Below are 17,516 nucleotides of genomic sequence, written 5' to 3'. Positions count from 1 at the left end.
CGGTCGCGGATGATGCCACAGCGCGGTCAGAGGAAGCGGCGCTCCCACTGGCGGACCTCGGCTTCCGTGAGGTCGCCCCAGGAGCCCTTGTGTGCATAGAGCCACGGCTCCAGCACGCGAGCCAGCTCACGGTACGCGGGCAGGATGTCACCGGCCTCCAGGTCCCCCGCTTCAGGAGCAGGTCCCAGGGAGACCACGGCGCGTTCTGGAGACAGGGCTTCCACCCGGGTCGAGGGTGAGTGCAGCCGGGAGCGCAAGCCCTCCGCGCCACCCAATTCGTTGAGCACGGGCGGCCCCAGGAACGTGAGCCATGTTGGCCCCCAGAGCCGTGTCCCCAGTTCCAGCGCCAGGGTCTCCAATCCTGGCAGCAGAAGGCCAGGATGCCGGAATCCCTTCTGCTTCATCACCGGCGTGGTGGACTCCGCCCAGCCCCAGGCGTCGAAGGACAGTCCCACGTAGCCAGAGTGGAAGGGCAGCTCTCGCCCCAGTTCGAAGGCCAATGCACGCACCCAGTCCGGACCTGGATGCTCCAGGAACTCGACGGGGAGCCAGAACTCCGCGGCGAAGGTGCCATGCGGTGTGAGTTGGAAGAAGGGTTGTTGAGGCAGCCCTCGGCCCCGGTACTTGAACCGGATCCCCGTCACGGAGTCGGGTTTCTCGCTCGCTTCAATGCGCCCGGTCGCCGGGTGCATCAACTCCCCGCTCAGGAATGCGTCAGCCTCTTCGGCCAGGGGACTCCAATCGCCGTGGCGGTCCACGTACCAATCCAGGGAATGGGGCTCGATGGCACGCCGGTAACGTTCCAGAGCGCGGCAGAGTGGCAAGGCCAGCTCCTCGTGGGGCCCGCCCATGTAGAAGGCGATGCTCACCGCCTCGCGCAGGACGACGATCGACTCACCTTCGATGTCGAGGGTGACACGGCTTTCTGGATAGCGAGTGGCCATCACCTGACTCCCAGATTCGGAGACACGAGACGAGGAGAAGTGTCTCTACCAAGGAGCAGTGAGTAGACCTCGCCCTGCTCCTTCTTCGCGAAAGGATGTCCTTCAGGATAGGTGTCCCACCTGGGAGGGTTCGTCACGGGACACGGGAACTTGAAGTCATAGACCCGCTGCGCTTGGAGTGGGTTGCCCAACGCGTGCAGTACCACATCCGGCGCGATGCTCCCCGTGAGCAGGTGGAACAGGCCATCCCGCAGCCATTGCGCCACCTCCTCCGGCGCCAACCACCGCGTCTGCCCGGTCTTCGCGTCCCGCAGATAGCGCGGCTCCAGGCTGAACCGTCCTTCATCCGTGGCGCCCAGCGCGCGCTGCACGCACTCCAGCGCGGCCGAATGCTTGGCCTCTCCCAGTTGCATGGCCCGAGTGATTTCCCTGCCGTTCGCGTCCACCACCTTCTCCCGGCACACCTGGGGAGACGTCCGCTTCCCGGGCCCCAACAGGCGCTCGTTCACGTCGAAGTTCGCCTGCTTCGCGCACTCCACCAGCACGCTCTCCACACGGGCCACCTCCGCCGCTTCCCACAGGCGCATCACCGTCGCGGCCTGCGCCGCACGGGCCGCCGCGCGTGACAGCCACGGCAGGATGGCGTCCTGCCCCACCTGGGATGCGCACGCCGGATTGCGCAGGCATCCCGACGTCGCGGAGTCCATTGCCGCCTGGGAGTAACTTGAGGGCCTGCGCACCTCTGGGCCCGCGCACGCGGTCCACAGCAGGAGGCAGCACAGCCACCGCATCCAACGGGGAGGAGTCATTCCGCGCCTCCTCGCATGGAGGCGCGGGCTCCTTCAACCCACCTCCCGCCCCAGGCGCACCGGAGCGGGAGGGTCCATCATTCACCGACGCTCAGCTCCGGCGGCGGCGCGCACGCGCCAGGCCCAGCAGGCCCAGCAGCGAGAACGCGGCCAGCGAACCCCCGCTCGCGGAGCAGCCGCCGCGGAAGTCGGCGTCGCCCTCGGTCTCGTCCAGCGGCGCGGGCTTCACGCCCGTGTTCGTGCCCGCGTCCACCACGGGGGCGGGGTCCACGGGCGAGCCCGCGTCCACCACCGGCTCCGGCTCCACCGGGCTGCCCGCGTCCACCACCGGGTCCGGGTCCACCGGGCTGCCCGCGTCCACCACCGGGTCCGGCTCCTGCGGCGAACCCGCGTCCACCACGGGCTCAGGGTCGGGCTGCACCACCGGGAACACGTCCTCGCGCTTCGTCGCCTGGATCATCCCGTCGTGGTAGACGACGCCCACCGGCTTGATGGTGTCCGCCCGGTACAGGCCCAGCTTCAGGTAGTTGTTCTGGCCGGAGAACATCGTCTTGCCGTAGGTCTTCTTCAGCACCTGGGCGCCGTTGTGCCAGAGCTCCACGTAGCCCACGGATGAGTCCGGGGACCACTTCACGTGGAAGATGAACTCCTGCCACGCGCCGCGCTTGAGCGCCGTGCTCCACACCGTGCCGCTGTCGTTCAGCGTCAGGCGGATGAGCTCGCCCTTCACGAAGAACTCGATCGGCGGCGACCCGCAGCACCCGTCGTGGTGCCACTGCGTGAAGAGCTGCCACGCGTCCACGCTGGGGAAGTCGTTCGCGAACATCACCTTCCAGCGGTACCAGTACTCCGACCCCACCTTCTCGTTGCTCAGGTAGACGAGCTCGTTGCGGTTGCCGCTGGAGTTGATGGGGTCATCGCCCTGCTTCACCGTCGCCTTGAGGGCGTACTTTCCTTCCGACACCGGACTCGTCACCACCTGGAGCCGGTCCGAGCTCACCATTTGTTCCACGCTGTATTGGGAACGGTTTCCCGTCTCGAAATCGCCCCGCCAGACGATTTCCGCCGCAGCGAGGCTCGGGAGCAGACAGGCCACGAGCCAGAGGTGCAGTGCTTTCAATGCTGAATCCTTGGGGGAGGTGGAAGGGGAGGGGCTGATGCTTTGACAGCAAAGCTTTGACAAACATTACCCCAAACCATTCCCTCACTTCATTCCCCCACCAAACCATTCCAAGACGCCTGACAACACAGCATGCAGCCAGACAGGCCCTCCCCTGGATTGAGACATGTTTCACGTCGAGGCCGGGCTGCCCGTACCCACCGAGCGGACGGCGGAGCGATGTCCTGAACGCAACGCGTCATTGACAGGGGAGCATGCAAGAGGCTGACGGGACGGGGGCGTGGTGTAAGGTCACGGGCCCTTCCGGCGCTCCCTTCCCGGGGCGCCCTTCGTGTGCCCCATGCTCGTGCTGCGAGACGTCCAGAAAACCGATTTGCCCGGCCTGAAGCGTCTTGCCGCGGTGCTGAACACGGTCAACCTGCCGAACAACGAGGAGACGCTCGAGGCCATCATCGACAAGTCGGTGAAGAGCTTCGCCGGCAAGGTGAAGGACCCGTTCGAGCGCGAGTACCTCTTCGTGCTGGAGGACGTGCGCAACAACCTCATCATCGGCACGTCGATGATCATCGCCCAGCACGGCACGTACGACGCGCCCCACATCTATTATGAGGTGAGTGAGCGCGAGCACTACTCCGCCTCGCTGGAGCGGCACCTGCGGCACAAGGTGCTGTCCATCGCGTACAACTACGAGGGCCCCACGGAGATTGGCGGCCTGGTGGTGGACCCGCCCTACCGCGCGACGCCGGACAAGCCCGGCAAGCAGCTGTCCTTCGTGCGCTTCCTCTTCATCGCCATGCACCGGCGGCTGTTCCGGCCGCGCGTGCTGGCGGAGCTGCTCCCGCCGCTGCTCCCGGACGGGCGCAGCCTCCTGTGGGAGGCCTGCGGCAAGAAGTTCACCGGCCTCACCTACCTGGAGGCCGACCGGCTGAGCCGCCAGAACAAGGAGTTCATCAAGGAGTTGTTCCCCGCGTCGGACATCTACGCGTCGCTGTTCCCGGACCGCGTGCAGAAGGTGCTGGGCGAAGTGGGCCCGGCCACGCGCGGCGTGCAGCGGATGCTGGAGCGGGTGGGCTTCCGGTACGTGGAGCGCATCGACCCGTTCGACGGCGGCCCGCACTTCGAGGCGGACACGGCGGACATCTCCCTGGTGCGCCGCTACCGCACGATGAAGCTGGCGGAAGAGGACTTCGAGCTGGTGGGAGACGACGTGCTGGTCGCCGCCGAGCGCGAATCCGGCCGCAACCGCTTCCGCTCCGTGCGCTGCCAGGCCCGGCTGGACAACACCGTCATCCACCTGCCCGCCCGCGCCAAGGAGATCCTCGAAGTGAAGCCCGGCGCGAAGCTGTCCGTCATTCCTTTCGAGTAGCGCGCACCACCCGGAAGTCCCCGCGCAGGAGCGACAGCCAGCGCTCCCCTGCCTCCAGCGCGGGGCCCTCCGGCGGCACCAGCGCCAGCGCCAGGTGCGTGTCCGGGCGCACGGGGTCCAGGGACGTGGGGTCCAAATCCAACGTCCCGCCGCCCTTGAGCGCCACCCGCACCCAGGCGTGCGGCCGGGCGGGGCCGCCGTCCACCACCAGCAGCCCGTGCACCAGCCCCACCCGCTGGCCCCGGCCGCGTGCGAGGGACGCGTAGCGCAGGGCATGGGCCAGACAGCCTCCGGCCTCGCCCTCCCCTCCCGCGCGCCAGTCCGCCGCCGAGGGCCCCTTGTCCGGAAAGGCCGCGTGCACCTTCGCGGACAGGGCGCGGGCCTCGGCCGGCGTCCACTCCGTCATCTCCGGCAGCCGGGTGGGGACCGTCCCGCTGGGAACGAGCCTCAGCGCGCCCTCCGCGCCGCCCTCCACGGGCACCCCTTCCGCGAAGAGCTCTGGCGGCGCTCGCAGCCGCGCCCCGGGGGCCGCACGGGTGAAGCGGGAGTCGCCCACCTCCAGCGCCTGGAGCTCTCCCCGTTCGTCATAGCGGGCGCGGAAGCGGGCGCCCAGCATCGTGCCCTCGGCGCTCGTGGGGCCTCTCGCCGTGACGCAGTGGGGGCCCTCCTGGCCGGACAGCTCCTCGCGGCCCGTGACGCAGCCCTCGGGGGGTGGGCCCCGCCACAGCCACAGCGCCTGGGGCACCGCGTCCGAGTCCGTCACGCGGCCCGCCGCGTCCACCCGCAGGGCCACCTCTCGCACGCGCTCGCCCGCGTGGCCGTCACGCACGTGCAGGTGCCGGCTGGTGTACGTGAACCGCCCCGCCTCCAGGGACAGGCCCACCGTGCCCACCGGCACGCCCCGCCACGCGAACACGAACCGGGCCGGACTTGTAGCCCTGGCGGCCCTGGCGGTCTCGGCTCCCGTGCTGGCGGGGTTTACGGGGAGCGCCAGCATGGCGATGGCGAGCAGGGCCTTCATGTCTCATGAAGCATGCGTCGAAATCAGGACCGGCGCGAGAAGGCGGGTTAGCGTCCACCCCGTCCATGGGCGCCAAACGGTACCTCTTCTCGTTCGGGCTGGTGGCGGCCCTGGTCTCCGCCCTCATCCTGGGCTTCGTGCTGTTCTGGGTGACGGGCAAGCCGGATGACACGGCCGGCTGGGCGGTGCTGCTGCTCGGCGTGCCGTTCCTCTGGCTCATCGGCAGCTACCTGTCGTGGTTTCGCTTCGCGGCCATGCGGCGGCGCGAGCGGCGCGACCTGATGTCCCGGCTGGCGGAGGGCGACCTCACCACGCCCATCCACACCGGCTTCGAGGGCCAGGAGGACCTGCGCCGCCTCATCCTGTCCCTGCGCCGGGCCATGTCCCAGGTGCAGCGCGTGACGAGCAACCTGCACCGCACCGGCAACGGCGTGAGCGAGCAGGCCCGCATGCTGCTGGAGGCCGCGCGCCGGCAGGGCGGCGCCGTGGAGCGCACGCTCACCGCCGTGGGCGGCAACGGCACCAGCCTCCAGGTGGCCATCAAGCGCGTGCAGCACATCGAGACCTTCGCGCACGAGACGACGGGCGCCCTGCTGGAGATGACCGAGCGGCTGCACCAGGTGGTGGACGGCCTGGAGACCGTCAACGACTTCAGCCAGCGCACCAGCGGCCTCACCCAGGCGATGACGGAGCGGCTGACCCACATCGCCGCGTCCGGAGATGAGCTGGGCCGCTTCGCTTCGGAGGCGGAGGACTTCGTCGCGCTGGTGGAGGGCGGCATCGACGCCGTGCGCCGCCGCGCCACGGAGACCAACAGCATGGCCATCGCCGTCACCGCCACCGCCCAGCGCGGCGAGGCGCTGGTGGGCGACAGCGTGCAGGGCATGTACCGGGTGGAGGAGACGGTGCGCAAGGCGGCCGAGCTGATGGAGATGCTCGGCACGCGGTCGCTGGAGATTGGCCGCATCGTGGACGTCATCCAGGAGATCGCCGACCAGACGAACCTCCTGGCCCTCAACGCCGCCATCATCGCCGCGCAGGCCGGCGAGCACGGCCGCCCCTTCGGCGTGGTGGCCAACGAAATCCGGAGCCTCGCCGAGCGCACCACGCGCTCCACGCGCGAGATTGGCACCATGGTCACCGGCATCCGCGACGCGGTGGAGACCGCGGTGGCGCTGGTGCAGGAGGGCCGCGAGCAGGCCACCGCGGGCGTGGCCCTGGGCGACCGCGCGTCGGAAGCCCTCAGTGAGATCCGCTCCATCACCCAGCGCACCTTCGCCGCCGTGGAGGCCACGGTAATGGAGACGCAGCGGCTGGAGGCGCAGGGCGCCACCGTCGTGGAGGCCAGCAAGCGCGTGGCCCGGCGCGTGGAGGACATCACGCGCATGGCCATCGAGCAGTCCGGCAACGCGCGGGACCTGGTGCGCCAGATTCAAGAGATGTCGCGCGTGGGCCAGAGCGCCGGCCAGAAGGCCGAGGCCCAGGCGCGCACCGGCCGCGACCTGTCCGAGGCGGTCATGCGCCTGAGCGCGGCCATCGAGGAGCTGAGGGCCGCGCACCAGGTGCTCACCCGGGGTGATGCGTCCATCCGTGAAGAGGTCGCGCAGGTGCGCGAGGACGCGCGCCGGGTCATCCGCATTGGCGACGGGCTGGACCGCACGGTGGACCAGTTGGGTCACGAGACGGCGAGCCTGGAGGCGGAGGTGTTCCGCTTCCAGCTGCCGCGGGCCCGCGTGGGCGGCACGCTGAGGGTGGGCCTGCATCAGTCGGGCTCGCTGCGCGCGCGGCAGACGGTGGATCCGCTGTTCTCCGTGGAGAACCAGATGACGGAGCTGACAGCGTGCCTCTTCTCCTGCCTCGTGCGGCTGGAGGACGGCATCCTGGTGCCCGACCTGGCCGAGCGCTGGGACGCGGATCCGTCCGCGCGCCGCTACCGCTTCTACCTGCGCCGGGGCGTCACCTTCCACGACGGCGCCCTGCTCACCGCGCAGGACGTGAAGCGCCACCTGGAGCGGTTGATGGACCCGGCGCTGCGCTCGCCGGACCGCAGCCTGCTGGAGGACGTGGAGGGCGCGCGCGAGTACGCCAGCGGCATGGCCCGCGAGGTGACGGGCATCGAGGTCCTGGACGAGGGCACGCTGGAGATCCGCCTGCGCGAGCCCAAGGCGTTCTTCCTCCAGCTCATGGCGCTGACCGCCACGGCGGTGGCGAAGATGGACCCGACGGGCAAGCTGGTGGGCACGGGGCCGTTCCGCGTCGTGGGCATGCAGGCGGACCGGATGGTGCTGGAGCGCAACGCCACCTACTGGCGCGGCGGGCTTCCGCTGTTGGACCGGTTGGAGTTCGTCCTCACGGAGACGCGTCCGCAGGCGGTGCGGCAGTTGCTGGACGGACAGGTGGACCTCGTGTCGTTCCTGCACGTGGAGCACACGGAGGCGCATGGGCTGGACGCGCACCAGGTGGTGACCAGCACCACGCCCTCCACGGCGTTCCTGGGGCTCAACCTGAACGAGGCGCCCTACAACGACGTGCGCGTGCGGCGGGCGCTGCGCGCGGGCATGGACATCCCGAGCGTGGTGGAGCAGTTCCACCCGGGCGCTCGCGTGGCCCGCACCTTCACGCCGCCGGAGCTGCTGGACGGGGCACAGGAGCTGGGGCCCACGCCGGTGCCGGACCTGACGCTGGCGGAGCGGCTGTTGCGCGAGGCGGGCGTGCGGCGGTTGCAGCTCACCCTGCACCACGCGGTGGGCCGCGACACGGCCGCCGAGGACGCGGTGCTCTTCCGGCCGTTGATCCAGGCGGGGCTGCTGGAGCTGCGGCATGAGCAGCTGCCACCGGAGGAGTACCTGGCGCGCCTGCGCGAGGGGAAGGTCCCGGCGTTCCGCACGCTGTGGCTGGCGGACTTCCCGGACCCGGACGCGTTCCTGCACTTCCTGCTCAACTCCAGCGCGCAGACGGTGTACCCGCTGGGCTACCGCAACCCGGAGCTGGACCGGCTCACCGCCGAGGCGCGCGTGTCCATCGACCCGGAGCTGCGCTCGCAGCTGTACCGGCGCGCGGAGATGCTGGCGCGCGAGGACTGCCCGCTCATCCCGCTGTACCACGACCGAACGCACGCGGTGGCGGTGGCCTCCGTGCAGAACCTGCGGCTGCACCAGACTCCACCGCAGGTCCGCTTCGAGGACCTCTGGGTGGACCCCGCCGCGGGCGGCTGAGCGGATCACCCAGGCCGCCATCTTCGCAATCACCCTCACCCACTCCATCTCCGCCACCCTCCCCGCCCAAGCCTCGCCATCCAACCCGAGGGGTCTGACATGGACTCGAGGCTCCGGCGTCCTCGCCCTCCGGTGGCGAAGCGCGGAAACCTGTCCGACTGTCGGACAGGTTTTTGGCGGACGGCCGCCCGGAGGGTGCCGCTTGTCCGTGCATCCCGGCTACGGCACGGCACGGCGCGTGCCCGCGGGACTGGCGTTGCGCTGGGGCCAGCCCCGGACTTCGGTGCGTCCACCGAGGGGATAGGACTCCAGCCACCAGACGCCGTCGCGGCGCAGGGCCACGTGCAGCAGGTCTCCGGCGAACACCGCTCCCGCCACCTCCACGCGGCCCTTCAGCGAGCACTGGTTGAGCTTGTTGCCGAAGGCGATCCATTCGAGCCACGCCTGGCGCTGACCGTTCGGCAGCTCCGCTTCCGCGAGCACGCCCACCGTGTTCTGCTCCAGCAGCGCGGCTTCGTGGAACGCACCGGGCAGCAGCAGCGAGGGCAGCACGTCCACCTCCGTGAGGAAGTGTCCATCATCGGAGCTGAACGAGCGCAGCACCGTGCGCAGTTCCGCACCGGTGCAAGGAGTTCCGTCCGTGTGGTCGCACGCGGACGCGAACGCATGACCGACCATGCCTCCGGGGGACATGAGCACCGGCTCGGCCAGGGGCGAAAGCGTGCGCGTGCCCGCGTCCCAATCCAGCGCGGTGAGCACACCTCCATCCGTGTCCAAGAAGGCCTGCGTGCCCACGAGCAACCGTCCCGACGCGAGCGCCAGTGACGGCGCGCCACCGGGGACACCCGCGTCGAGCGGTTCGAGGCTCAGCGATGCGATGCCTCCGTCTTCGGGCGCGTCACCGAAGGACGGGTCTGGCCGCGCCATGAGTGTCCCGCCGTCCGTGCTCACTTCAGGCAATGCCCAGTTCGTGAAGGCCAGCCGCCCATCCCACGGCGTGTAGAGGTACACGCCGCGCGCGTCGTCCACGGCGAGCCTCGCCGCTCCGCCGCCGTCCTCCTCTGGCCCCATCGCCAGCGGCGCGCCCGCGTCCGCGCTCAGCAACACCAGCCGGGAGTGCTGCGGCTCCATGCCCGCGTCGTCGCTCCACGTGACGTATGTCAGCACATCCCCTTCCTTCGTGAGCGCCACCCTCCCCGCTCCCGTCGTGCCGGGCATGACCTCCGGTGTCCCTCCGTCCAGCGCCGCATCCGCGAACGTCAGCGACGTGCGCCAGCGCAGCTCGCCTACGCCTCGCGGCGCGTATGACTCCAGCGCTTCCGGCGCCAACACCACCACTCCCGCGTCCGATGCCGCGAGCAGCGTCCTCGCGCCTCCGTCCTCGTAGGGCGACTCGTAGCGCAGCAGTCCGCTCTCCGTGTACGCGGCAAGCCAGCAGCCCGCGTCCTCACCGCACACCGACACGTAGACCGTCCCGTCGTCCACGAGCAGCACCGGCCCGCCGTCCTCCGCGATGGGCGCCCCGCCCAGCTCCGCGCTGAAGTCGGGTTCCAGGTCTCCCGCGTCCGGGCGCACGCACTCGCCCGCGTTGCACTTGCCTTCTTCCTGACAGGGCGTGGCTGGCGCGCAGACGAAGCCGTCCGGCGGCGTCACCGACCGGCACGTGCCGCTGAAGCAGACCCGCGCCGCCTTGCAGCTCACCGCGCCGCAGGGGCTGAAGTCCGCCACGTCCACCTCCTGGCAGCCCGAGTTGCGGTCGCACACGCCCACCTTGCAGGGGTCGCTCGGCACCGGGCACGCGACGTTCGCCGTCACACAGCCCTGCGTCGGCGAACAACTGTCCACCGTGCACGGGTTGTCGTCATTGCACCTTCGCGGCTGCCCCACGCAGACGCCCGCCTGGCAGAGGCCGTTCTCCTGGCAGCGGCTGCTCGGGATGCATGACGCTCCATCCCCCAGTGGGGACTCGACGCACTGGCCGGAGTCCAGGTCGAAGCGCGAGTCGCGGCACTCGCCCCGCGGCACGCACGTCAGCGGACGCACGCCCACGCCGGTGAGCTTCACCTTCGCCGTGGTGCGCCCCGCGGTGAGCACCAGCTCCCCCTCCACCGGCGTGTTGCCCGCGGAGAACAGGATGTCCACCGTGCCCGTGCCGCTGCCCCCCACGACAATCTGGGACACGACGACGAAGAAGGGCGCGTCCGTCACCGCGTCCACCGTGACGCCCGCGCGGCCGGTGGCCACCAGCGTCAGCGAGCGGCGCACCTGCGTGCCCTCCAGCACCCGGCCGAAGTCCACCACCTCCTCCTGCGACCGGAAGCTGGCGCTCGCACCGCCCACGTTGGGGTCGTCGCCACAGCGGCACCCTCCCACCAGGACGAGCACCAGGAGCAGCCACCAGCGAGCACGGGCGCGGAACATGCCCCCGACTCAACCGCGCCACCCCGGGCCCACGCAACGTGCGCCCCAGCCTGTCGGGTCGTCCCCGCACACTTCCCTGCCCGGCCGGGCCCGCTACGGTTCCACGGCGGACTCACGCCGCCGCGTCAGCGCCCTCACACCGAACGCCAGCGCCGCCACCCCGAGCAGCCCGATGACCGCGTACTGGTAGCGGGACACCAGCACCGTCAGCCGCTCCAGGTTGCCGCCCACCGCCATGCCCAGCGCCAGGATGAGCCCGCTGTGCGCCAGCGCGGAGATGGCCCCCAGTACCAGCGCGTTGAAGCGCGGCATCCGCGCCGCTCCCGCCGCGATGAAGATGACGCCCCGGATGCCCGGCAGGAACCGGTTCACCAGCAGCAGCCACGGCCCCGCGTGCCGCATCCGCGCCTGCACCTGCTCCAGCCTCGCGTGCGTGAGCCCGAAGAAGGAGCGCCCGGGCTGCTGTTCGAAGCGCTTCGCCAGCCAGTGGCCCACCGTGTAGTTGATGAACGCGCCCACCACGCTGCCCGCAGTCACCACCGCGAGCACCAGCCACCAGGGCTTCTCCCCGCGCACGGCGTAGATGCCGCCCATGAGCACGATGGTGTCCCCGGGAAATGGCGGCACCACGTACTCCAGCATCGCCGCCACGCCGAGCACCAGGAACCCGAATGGCCCCAGCGTCCCAATCAGCTTGTCGACGTGCTCGATCCACATCGGCGCGGTGCCCTCCAGGGCCGGAATCCCTCCGCGCGAGACTTAAGTCGTCTCCCCGCCCGGCGGAACCCGTATCCTCCACCACCCGCGCGACGGTGAACACGGGCGGGCCTTGGTCCCCCTGGCCTCAGCCGAGCGAGACGCCTCCATCGGCCGTGAGGACACTTCCCGTGACGAACGACGCCTCCCCGCTCGCGAGGAAGACGGCCGCGTTGGCGATCTCCTCCGGGTTCGCGACGCGCTGGAGCGCATGCAGCCGGGCGGCGGCGGCGCGCTGTTCCTCGGAGCCGTTCCAGAGCCGGAACATGGGCGTGTCCGCGCCGCCGGAGACGAGCACGTTCGCGCGGATGCCCTGCGGGGCGTACTCCGCCGCGACGGTGCGCGTGAGCCCGATGAGGCCCGTCTTCGCGGCGGCGTAGCCGGACGTCCCGGGGATGGCCTTCGTGTGCCCAACGAAGGTCCCGATGTTGATGACGCTCCCCCCGCCGGACTTCAACATCGCGGCCACCTCGTGCTTCGTCGACAGGAACGCGCTCACCAGGTACCCGTCGATCCACTCCCGGAACGACGCCGTGTCCAACGTGTGCGTGGGCCCGCCGCCGAACGTTCCCCCCGCCGCGTTGACGCCCACGTCGAGCCTCCCGAACGTCTCCAGCGTGAAGCGGACCAGGGCCTCGACGTCGTCCTCCTTCGTCACGTCCGCGGCGCGGGCCACCACGTGCCCTCCCGCCATGCGCACGGTTTCTTCGAGCGGCTCCACGCGTCTGCCCGCCGCCACCACCCGCGCGCCCTCCCGGGCCAACGCGAGCGCCGTCGCACGGCCAATCCCTGAACCCGCCCCTGTCACCAGGGCGACCTTGCCTTCCAATCGATGCGTCATCCGACGGTTCTCCCAGACACGGGCCCGCTCATGAGGTCGCGCCCGCGGGGCCCTCTCGCCGCGGCGCACGGTCCTCGTAGCGCCGCGAGCCCCGGGCCCGCGCTCCGGTTCTTGCCGTCGAAATCACAAGCCCCGCGCGAAGCCGCGAGCGCCTCACCTCCCGCCGCCGGGCACCCAGGCCCAGGCCGGCGGAACGTGGACCTCAGGCCTGACGGGGCAAAGCCACGGGCGTCGGCAGCACCGTGCCGCCGTACTGGCTCGCCGCCAGCGTGCCGCACGCGGCGCCAATCTCCTTGCCGCCCGAATAGCGCCGCGCGATGGGCGCCTTCAGGATCTGAAGGTGGTCCCGGAACGCGCTCAACTCCTCCGCCGTGGGCGGCAGGTACTTGCCCGTCGGATCCGTCACGTCGATGAGGTCCACCTTGATGGGGATGCCCTCGAACGCCGCCTTCAGCGCCTCCGCGTCCTCGCGCTCCAGGTTGAAGCCCTGGATGGCCACGTAGGCGATCATCGCCCGCTCGCGCCGCGCCTCGCTGTACTCACGGATGGCTTGAATCAGCTCCGGCAGCGGGTGCGTCTTCTCGATGGGGAGCACCTTCGCGCGCTTCTCCGGGATGGCGCTCGTCACGCTGAACGCCAGGCGGAACGGGTGCCCTTCCTTCGTGTAGCGGCGGATCGCGGGCACGTGCCCCGCAGTGGAGAACGTGATGGCCGTGCCGGAGATGGAGAACCCGGCCGGGTGCGACAGGATCTGCGCCGCGCGGATGGTCTCCTTGTAGTTGAGCAGCGGCTCGCCCATCCCCATGAACACCACGCCGCCCACGCGCCGGTCCGCCTCCGCGCGCACCTGCATCACCTGGTCCAGGATCTCCCAGGTCTGGAGGTTGCGCTGGAAGCCCAGCTTGCCCGTCATGCAGAAGTCGCACGCCAACGCACAGCCCACCTGGCTGGACACGCAGACGACGTACTTCTCCTCGAAGATGGGGATGCGCACCGCCTCGATGCGGCCGCCCAGCGGCGACTCGAAGAGGTACTTCACGAAGCCGTCTTCCGCCTGCCGCCGCTCGACGACCTTGAGGGAGGGCATCTCCGCCTGCGCGCGGAGCAGGTCCGCGACACGGCGCGGCACCTGGGGCGCCAGCGCGACGGCGTCCACCGTGGGACGGGCGTGGGCGAAGACGCCCGCGAACACCTTGCGGACCGCGGTCGCGGACGGCTGGGCCGGCGCGAGCGCCGCTTCCAGTTCCGGCAGCGACAGTTGTTTCAGGTTCACGAGCAGGACTTGATCTTCGAGCGCAGGAACTCGGTCAGCTTCGCCGACACCTCCCGCGGCATCTTCAGCGCCATGGCGCGCTTGCAGAGGCCGGGAGTCGCCCGATAGGTGCTGAGGAATTCCTCGCAGGGCTTGCAGCCCGACAGGTGCTCCTGCAGGTGCCGCGCCTCCTCCTCTGGCATCTCACCTTCGAGAAACTCCAGCAGGAGGTTGATGGAATCTTTGCAGGTATACATCCGAACCTCGGCTGGCTGCGGCTCCCCTCGTTCCAGTTCGAAGATGCCGAGGCGCCCTGGGGGTTTCACACCCCGCGATTGTCCCGGTTGTAGAACAGGTCGATGGCCTCTCGCAGCGCGAGCCGTGCCCGGTGCAGGCGGCTCTTGATGGCGGGGATGGAATCCCCCGTCACTTCTGCGATCTGTTCGTAGCTGAGGCCGTCCACGTCTTTCAAGAGGAAGACTTCCCGGTAGCCCTCAGGCAGGCGGTCGGCCGCCTGCTGGATGGCCTGCCCCAGCTCCGCGTCCAGCGCCTTCTCCTCGGCGTCCCGGCTCCAGTCCGTGACGGGGTAGTCCGCCAGGGTGCCCCGCTCCGTGAATTCAGGGGCCTGGAGCTCCGCCTCCGCCGCCTGGGCCACCCGGCGGTGACGCAGGCGCATGAGGGCGTGGTTGGCCGCGATGCGGTGCACCCAGGACCCGAAGGCCGCCTCGCCCCGGAAGTCCTTCAGGTGTTGGTAGGCGGACAGGAAGGTGTCCTGGGTGATTTCCGCCGCGTCCGCCTCCGAGCGCGTCATCCGCAGCGCCAGGCCGTAGACCCGGTCCTGGTGCAGGCCCACGAGGGCCTCGAAGGCGGACACGTCACCGTCCTGGGCCCGCGTCAGGAGCCGCCGGTCTTCTTCCTGCCGGTCTTCTTCCTGGGGAGCCTCTTGGGACATGGCGTTTCCCACCCAACCAGTCGAAACGTTCCGCGTCAAGGCCGACGGCGAGGCCGCCGGGAGACGAAGCGGCTGACGTGTCCACTGTCCCGGTCCCACAGCCGGAAGGGTTCAGCGGCCCACGCCCCGGCGTACTCCACGCCGATACGGGGCCCCCGCTCCACCCGCGCGTCCGGCACCGGCGTCCCCGCCAAGAGGTGCAGCCCTTCTGAGTCCAGCTTCAGGCCGTTGTGGTTCAGGTTCACCCCCATCACCCGGCACAGCCTCCCTGGCCCGTCCGTCCGCTCGCCGGGCGGGATGCCCTCCACCGGCTCCACGCCCCGCACCAGCACCGCCGCCGCCACCCCGGGTGCGTCCGTCACCACGTTGAAGCAGTGGTGCATTCCATAGATGAGATAGACGTACGAGCGCCCCGCCGGCCCGAACATCACCTCCGTGCGCGGCGTGCGGCCCTTGGACGAGTGACAGGCCAGGTCGTGCTCGCCCAGGTAGGCCTCCACCTCCACGATGCGGCCCACGCGCCGGCCCCGGACGCCATCCACCACCAGCAGGGTGCCCAGGAGGTCGCGCGCCACCTCCAGGGTGGGCCGGGCGTAGAAGGACAGGGGGAGCGGTTTCACGGGGTCGGTCCTTCCTGCCTCATGGGGGTGTTCGTCAACCATTGAGCGTCTCGGGACCCATGGCGGGCCCGACAAGCAAGCGGGTGTGCACCGCGCCGCGACAGCAGTTCACACCGGGGCGGGGCTGGGGCAGATTGCGCCGCATCATGTCCACTCCTGGCCGGCTCTCCGGTCTCCTGCTGCCTCTCTTCTCCCTGCGCTCGCGAACGGACTTCGGCATCGGTGATTTCGGTGCCATGGACGGGCTCTTCTCCTGGATGAAGGCCGCGCGTCAGCGAATGCTGATGGTGCTGCCCCTCCTCCCCACCGCGCCTGGCGACCCGAGCCCCTACGCCACGCGGTCCGCGTTCGGGCTGAACCCGCTCTTCATCGACCTGAACCAGGTGCCGGAGTTCCAGGCCACCGGCGGCGAGGGCGCGCTGGGCGACGCGCAGAAGCAGCAGTTGGCGGAGGCCCGCGCCGCGGCGCGCGTGCGCTACGACCTGGTGTTCCCGCTGAAGGACGCCGCGTTCGCGCGCGCGTTCGACCACTTCGAGAAGCACGAGTGGGCCCCGCGCACGCCGCGCGCCCAGGAGTTCCAGAAGTGGCGCGAGGCGCAGGGCGAGTGGCTGGAGAGCTACGCCCTCTTCACCGCCATCAGCGAGAAGGAGGACCGCCGTCCCTGGTGGCAGTGGCCCGAGGGGCTGCGCACGCGCCAGCCGGACGCGCTGCTCGCCATCCAGAAGGAAGGCCTGGAGCGCCGCGTGCGCTACCACGCGTGGCTCCAGTGGCTGGCGGAGGCGCAGTGGAACCAGGTCCGCGCGCAGGCCAAAGCGAAGGACGTGCTGCTGTGCGGGGATGAGCCCTTCATCATCGGGCAGGACAGCTCCGACTGCTGGGCCCACCCGGACATCCTGCGCCGCGACGCGCGCCTGGGCGTGCCGCCGGACGACTTCTCCGCCACGGGCCAGGACTGGGGCCTGCCCTACTTCGACTTCGCCGCGATGGAGAAGGACGACTACGCGTGGCTGAAGAAGCGCGCGGCCAAGGCGGCCAGCTACTACGACCTGCGCCGCGTGGACCACGCGGTGGGCTACTTCCGCCAGTGGATCCGCGACGAGAAGAACCCCACCGGCTACTTCGTCCCCGGGGACGAGCCCACCTGGCGCCGCCAGGGTGAGAAGCATTTCCGCCTCCTGTCGGAGGGCGCGGGCATCGTCGCCGAGGACCTGGGCGTGATTCCCCCGTTCGTGCGGCAAATCCTGGCGGACCTGAAGCTGCCCGGCTACCGGGTGCTGCGCTGGGAGCGCGACGACAACACCTACCGCGACCCGCACCAGTTCCCCGCCGTGTCGCTGGTCACCACCGGCACGCACGACACGGAGCCGCAGGCGGAGTGGTGGGAGCAGGCGCAGGAGCACGAGCGCCAGAGCGCCGCGCGCGCGTGGCCGGAGTTCCAAGGCGTGGCGGTGACGCGCGAGTTCACCCCGGACATCCACCGCGCCACGCTGGCCGCCGCGCTCAACGCGGGCTCGGACCTGTGCGTGCTGCCGTGGCAGGACGTGCTGGGCACGCGCGACCGCATCAACCTGCCCGGCACCATGGGCGACGCCAACTGGGCCTACCGCATCGCGCAGAACACGGACGCGCTGCTCACGGAAGCCCAGACGAAGGACGCCGCGGAGCGCCTGGCGTGGCTCACCGCCTCGTCGCGCCGCTAGCCTGAAGCCTGGAGCCCCGGGGCCGCGCCGCCCCGGGGTCGCTGGACGACGGCCCTATCCCTACTGGCCGTTGTCCTCGATGCACTTCACCTGGCCGGGGAAGCCGTCGAACACGGCGCAGCGGCGGCCCGCCTTCGCGCACTCCAGCCGGTCGCAGATGTTGTCCACGACGCACAGGGGCGGCGAGCGGCCGAACTCCAGGAACAGCTCCGCGCAGAAGCGGAATGGATCCGCGCACCCGAGCGAGCCGCAGTACGGCGTGTCGGAGAGGTTCTCTCCCTCCTTGAGTTGGACCACTTCGTCTTCGCTCACGCCGCAGCCGGTGGCGAACACCAGCGTGGCCGACAGCAGGAGTGCGATTCGCCGGACCATAGGGGCCCGAATCTGACGCACCCCGGGCCCGGTTGCACGCGCCACGGCGGAACCCGGGGGTCTGGCGGACACTGACCCCGTCCCCGAGGTCGTGGAATGCGACATTCGCCGCACAAAGAAACATTGC

General features: G+C 70.4%; 15 protein-coding genes. 3 read left to right on the top strand and 12 right to left on the bottom strand.

What is annotated here, in order from left to right; translation table 11 throughout:
- Nucleotides 1-26: 26 nt before the first annotated feature.
- The 3 genes from JYJ93_RS08340 to JYJ93_RS08330 all read right to left on the bottom strand — a co-directional run bounded on the left by JYJ93_RS08340 (nt 27) and on the right by JYJ93_RS08330 (nt 2,873).
- Nucleotides 27-944 carry a type VI immunity family protein gene (locus JYJ93_RS08340; protein ID WP_206787763.1) on the bottom strand — a complete coding sequence of 306 codons (918 nt, stop codon included), beginning with the start codon at nt 942-944 and terminating at the stop codon, nt 27-29.
- Nucleotides 944-1,651, bottom strand: a complete 708-nt coding sequence (locus JYJ93_RS08335; RefSeq protein ID WP_242543729.1) for a hypothetical protein — start codon at nt 1,649-1,651, stop codon at nt 944-946. The genes JYJ93_RS08340 and JYJ93_RS08335 overlap by 1 nt, the downstream gene beginning before the upstream one ends.
- A gap of 193 nt (nt 1,652-1,844) precedes the next feature.
- Nucleotides 1,845-2,873: a polysaccharide lyase gene (locus JYJ93_RS08330; protein WP_206787759.1), complete on the bottom strand. Its 1,029-nt coding sequence runs from the start codon at nt 2,871-2,873 to the stop codon at nt 1,845-1,847.
- Between the two features lie 340 nt (nt 2,874-3,213).
- Between JYJ93_RS08330 and JYJ93_RS08325 the strand changes: the two genes are divergently transcribed.
- Entirely contained in the window at nt 3,214-4,239 is a 1,026-nt protein-coding gene (locus tag JYJ93_RS08325) for an arginine N-succinyltransferase (protein WP_206787756.1), read from the top strand.
- Here JYJ93_RS08325 and JYJ93_RS08320 read toward each other — a convergent pair.
- Nucleotides 4,223-5,260 carry a lasso peptide biosynthesis protein gene (locus tag JYJ93_RS08320; protein ID WP_206787755.1) on the bottom strand — a complete coding sequence of 346 codons (1,038 nt, stop codon included), beginning with the start codon at nt 5,258-5,260 and terminating at the stop codon, nt 4,223-4,225. The genes JYJ93_RS08325 and JYJ93_RS08320 overlap by 17 nt on opposite strands.
- Before the next feature lie 65 nt (nt 5,261-5,325).
- Between JYJ93_RS08320 and JYJ93_RS08315 the strand changes: the two genes are divergently transcribed.
- Complete coding sequence (locus tag JYJ93_RS08315; RefSeq protein WP_206787754.1) at nt 5,326-8,475, top strand: ABC transporter substrate-binding protein; 3,150 nt, start codon at nt 5,326-5,328, stop codon at nt 8,473-8,475.
- A gap of 219 nt (nt 8,476-8,694) precedes the next feature.
- On the opposite strand, the gene JYJ93_RS08310 is transcribed toward JYJ93_RS08315, so the two are convergent.
- The 7 genes from JYJ93_RS08310 to JYJ93_RS08280 all read right to left on the bottom strand — a co-directional run bounded on the left by JYJ93_RS08310 (nt 8,695) and on the right by JYJ93_RS08280 (nt 15,317).
- Nucleotides 8,695-10,896 (bottom strand): hypothetical protein, encoded by a 2,202-nt coding sequence (locus JYJ93_RS08310; protein ID WP_206787753.1) that lies wholly within the window; start codon nt 10,894-10,896, stop codon nt 8,695-8,697.
- A 93-nt stretch (nt 10,897-10,989) separates the two neighbouring features.
- Entirely contained in the window at nt 10,990-11,613 is a 624-nt protein-coding gene (locus JYJ93_RS08305; RefSeq protein ID WP_206787751.1) for a DedA family protein, read from the bottom strand.
- A 127-nt stretch (nt 11,614-11,740) separates the two neighbouring features.
- Complete coding sequence (locus JYJ93_RS08300) at nt 11,741-12,493, bottom strand: SDR family oxidoreductase (protein ID WP_206787750.1); 753 nt, start codon at nt 12,491-12,493, stop codon at nt 11,741-11,743.
- A gap of 202 nt (nt 12,494-12,695) precedes the next feature.
- Nucleotides 12,696-13,766: a radical SAM protein gene (locus tag JYJ93_RS08295; protein ID WP_206787749.1), complete on the bottom strand. Its 1,071-nt coding sequence runs from the start codon at nt 13,764-13,766 to the stop codon at nt 12,696-12,698.
- Nucleotides 13,763-14,002 (bottom strand): zf-HC2 domain-containing protein, encoded by a 240-nt coding sequence (locus tag JYJ93_RS08290; protein WP_014399836.1) that lies wholly within the window; start codon nt 14,000-14,002, stop codon nt 13,763-13,765. The genes JYJ93_RS08295 and JYJ93_RS08290 overlap by 4 nt, the downstream gene beginning before the upstream one ends.
- Before the next feature lie 65 nt (nt 14,003-14,067).
- The gene (locus JYJ93_RS08285; protein ID WP_120592678.1) at nt 14,068-14,697 is read right to left on the bottom strand and encodes a sigma-70 family RNA polymerase sigma factor; all 630 of its coding nucleotides are present in this window, start codon (nt 14,695-14,697) and stop codon (nt 14,068-14,070) included.
- A gap of 35 nt (nt 14,698-14,732) precedes the next feature.
- The gene (locus JYJ93_RS08280) at nt 14,733-15,317 is read right to left on the bottom strand and encodes a DNA-3-methyladenine glycosylase (protein WP_206787748.1); all 585 of its coding nucleotides are present in this window, start codon (nt 15,315-15,317) and stop codon (nt 14,733-14,735) included.
- A gap of 146 nt (nt 15,318-15,463) precedes the next feature.
- On the opposite strand from JYJ93_RS08280, the gene JYJ93_RS08275 reads away from it, so the two are divergent.
- Complete coding sequence (locus JYJ93_RS08275; protein ID WP_206787747.1) at nt 15,464-17,017, top strand: 4-alpha-glucanotransferase; 1,554 nt, start codon at nt 15,464-15,466, stop codon at nt 17,015-17,017.
- 60 nt (nt 17,018-17,077) lie between these two features.
- Here the strand turns inward: JYJ93_RS08275 and JYJ93_RS08270 are convergent, their stop codons facing one another.
- Nucleotides 17,078-17,389: a hypothetical protein gene (locus JYJ93_RS08270; RefSeq protein ID WP_206787746.1), complete on the bottom strand. Its 312-nt coding sequence runs from the start codon at nt 17,387-17,389 to the stop codon at nt 17,078-17,080.
- Nucleotides 17,390-17,516: the final 127 nt, after the last annotated feature.

Source organism: Corallococcus sp. NCSPR001, from assembly GCF_017309135.1.
Lineage (GTDB): Bacteria > Myxococcota > Myxococcia > Myxococcales > Myxococcaceae > Corallococcus.
The sequence above is the reverse complement of the archived record's forward strand: the minus strand, read 5'-3'. Positions and strand labels throughout refer to the sequence as shown.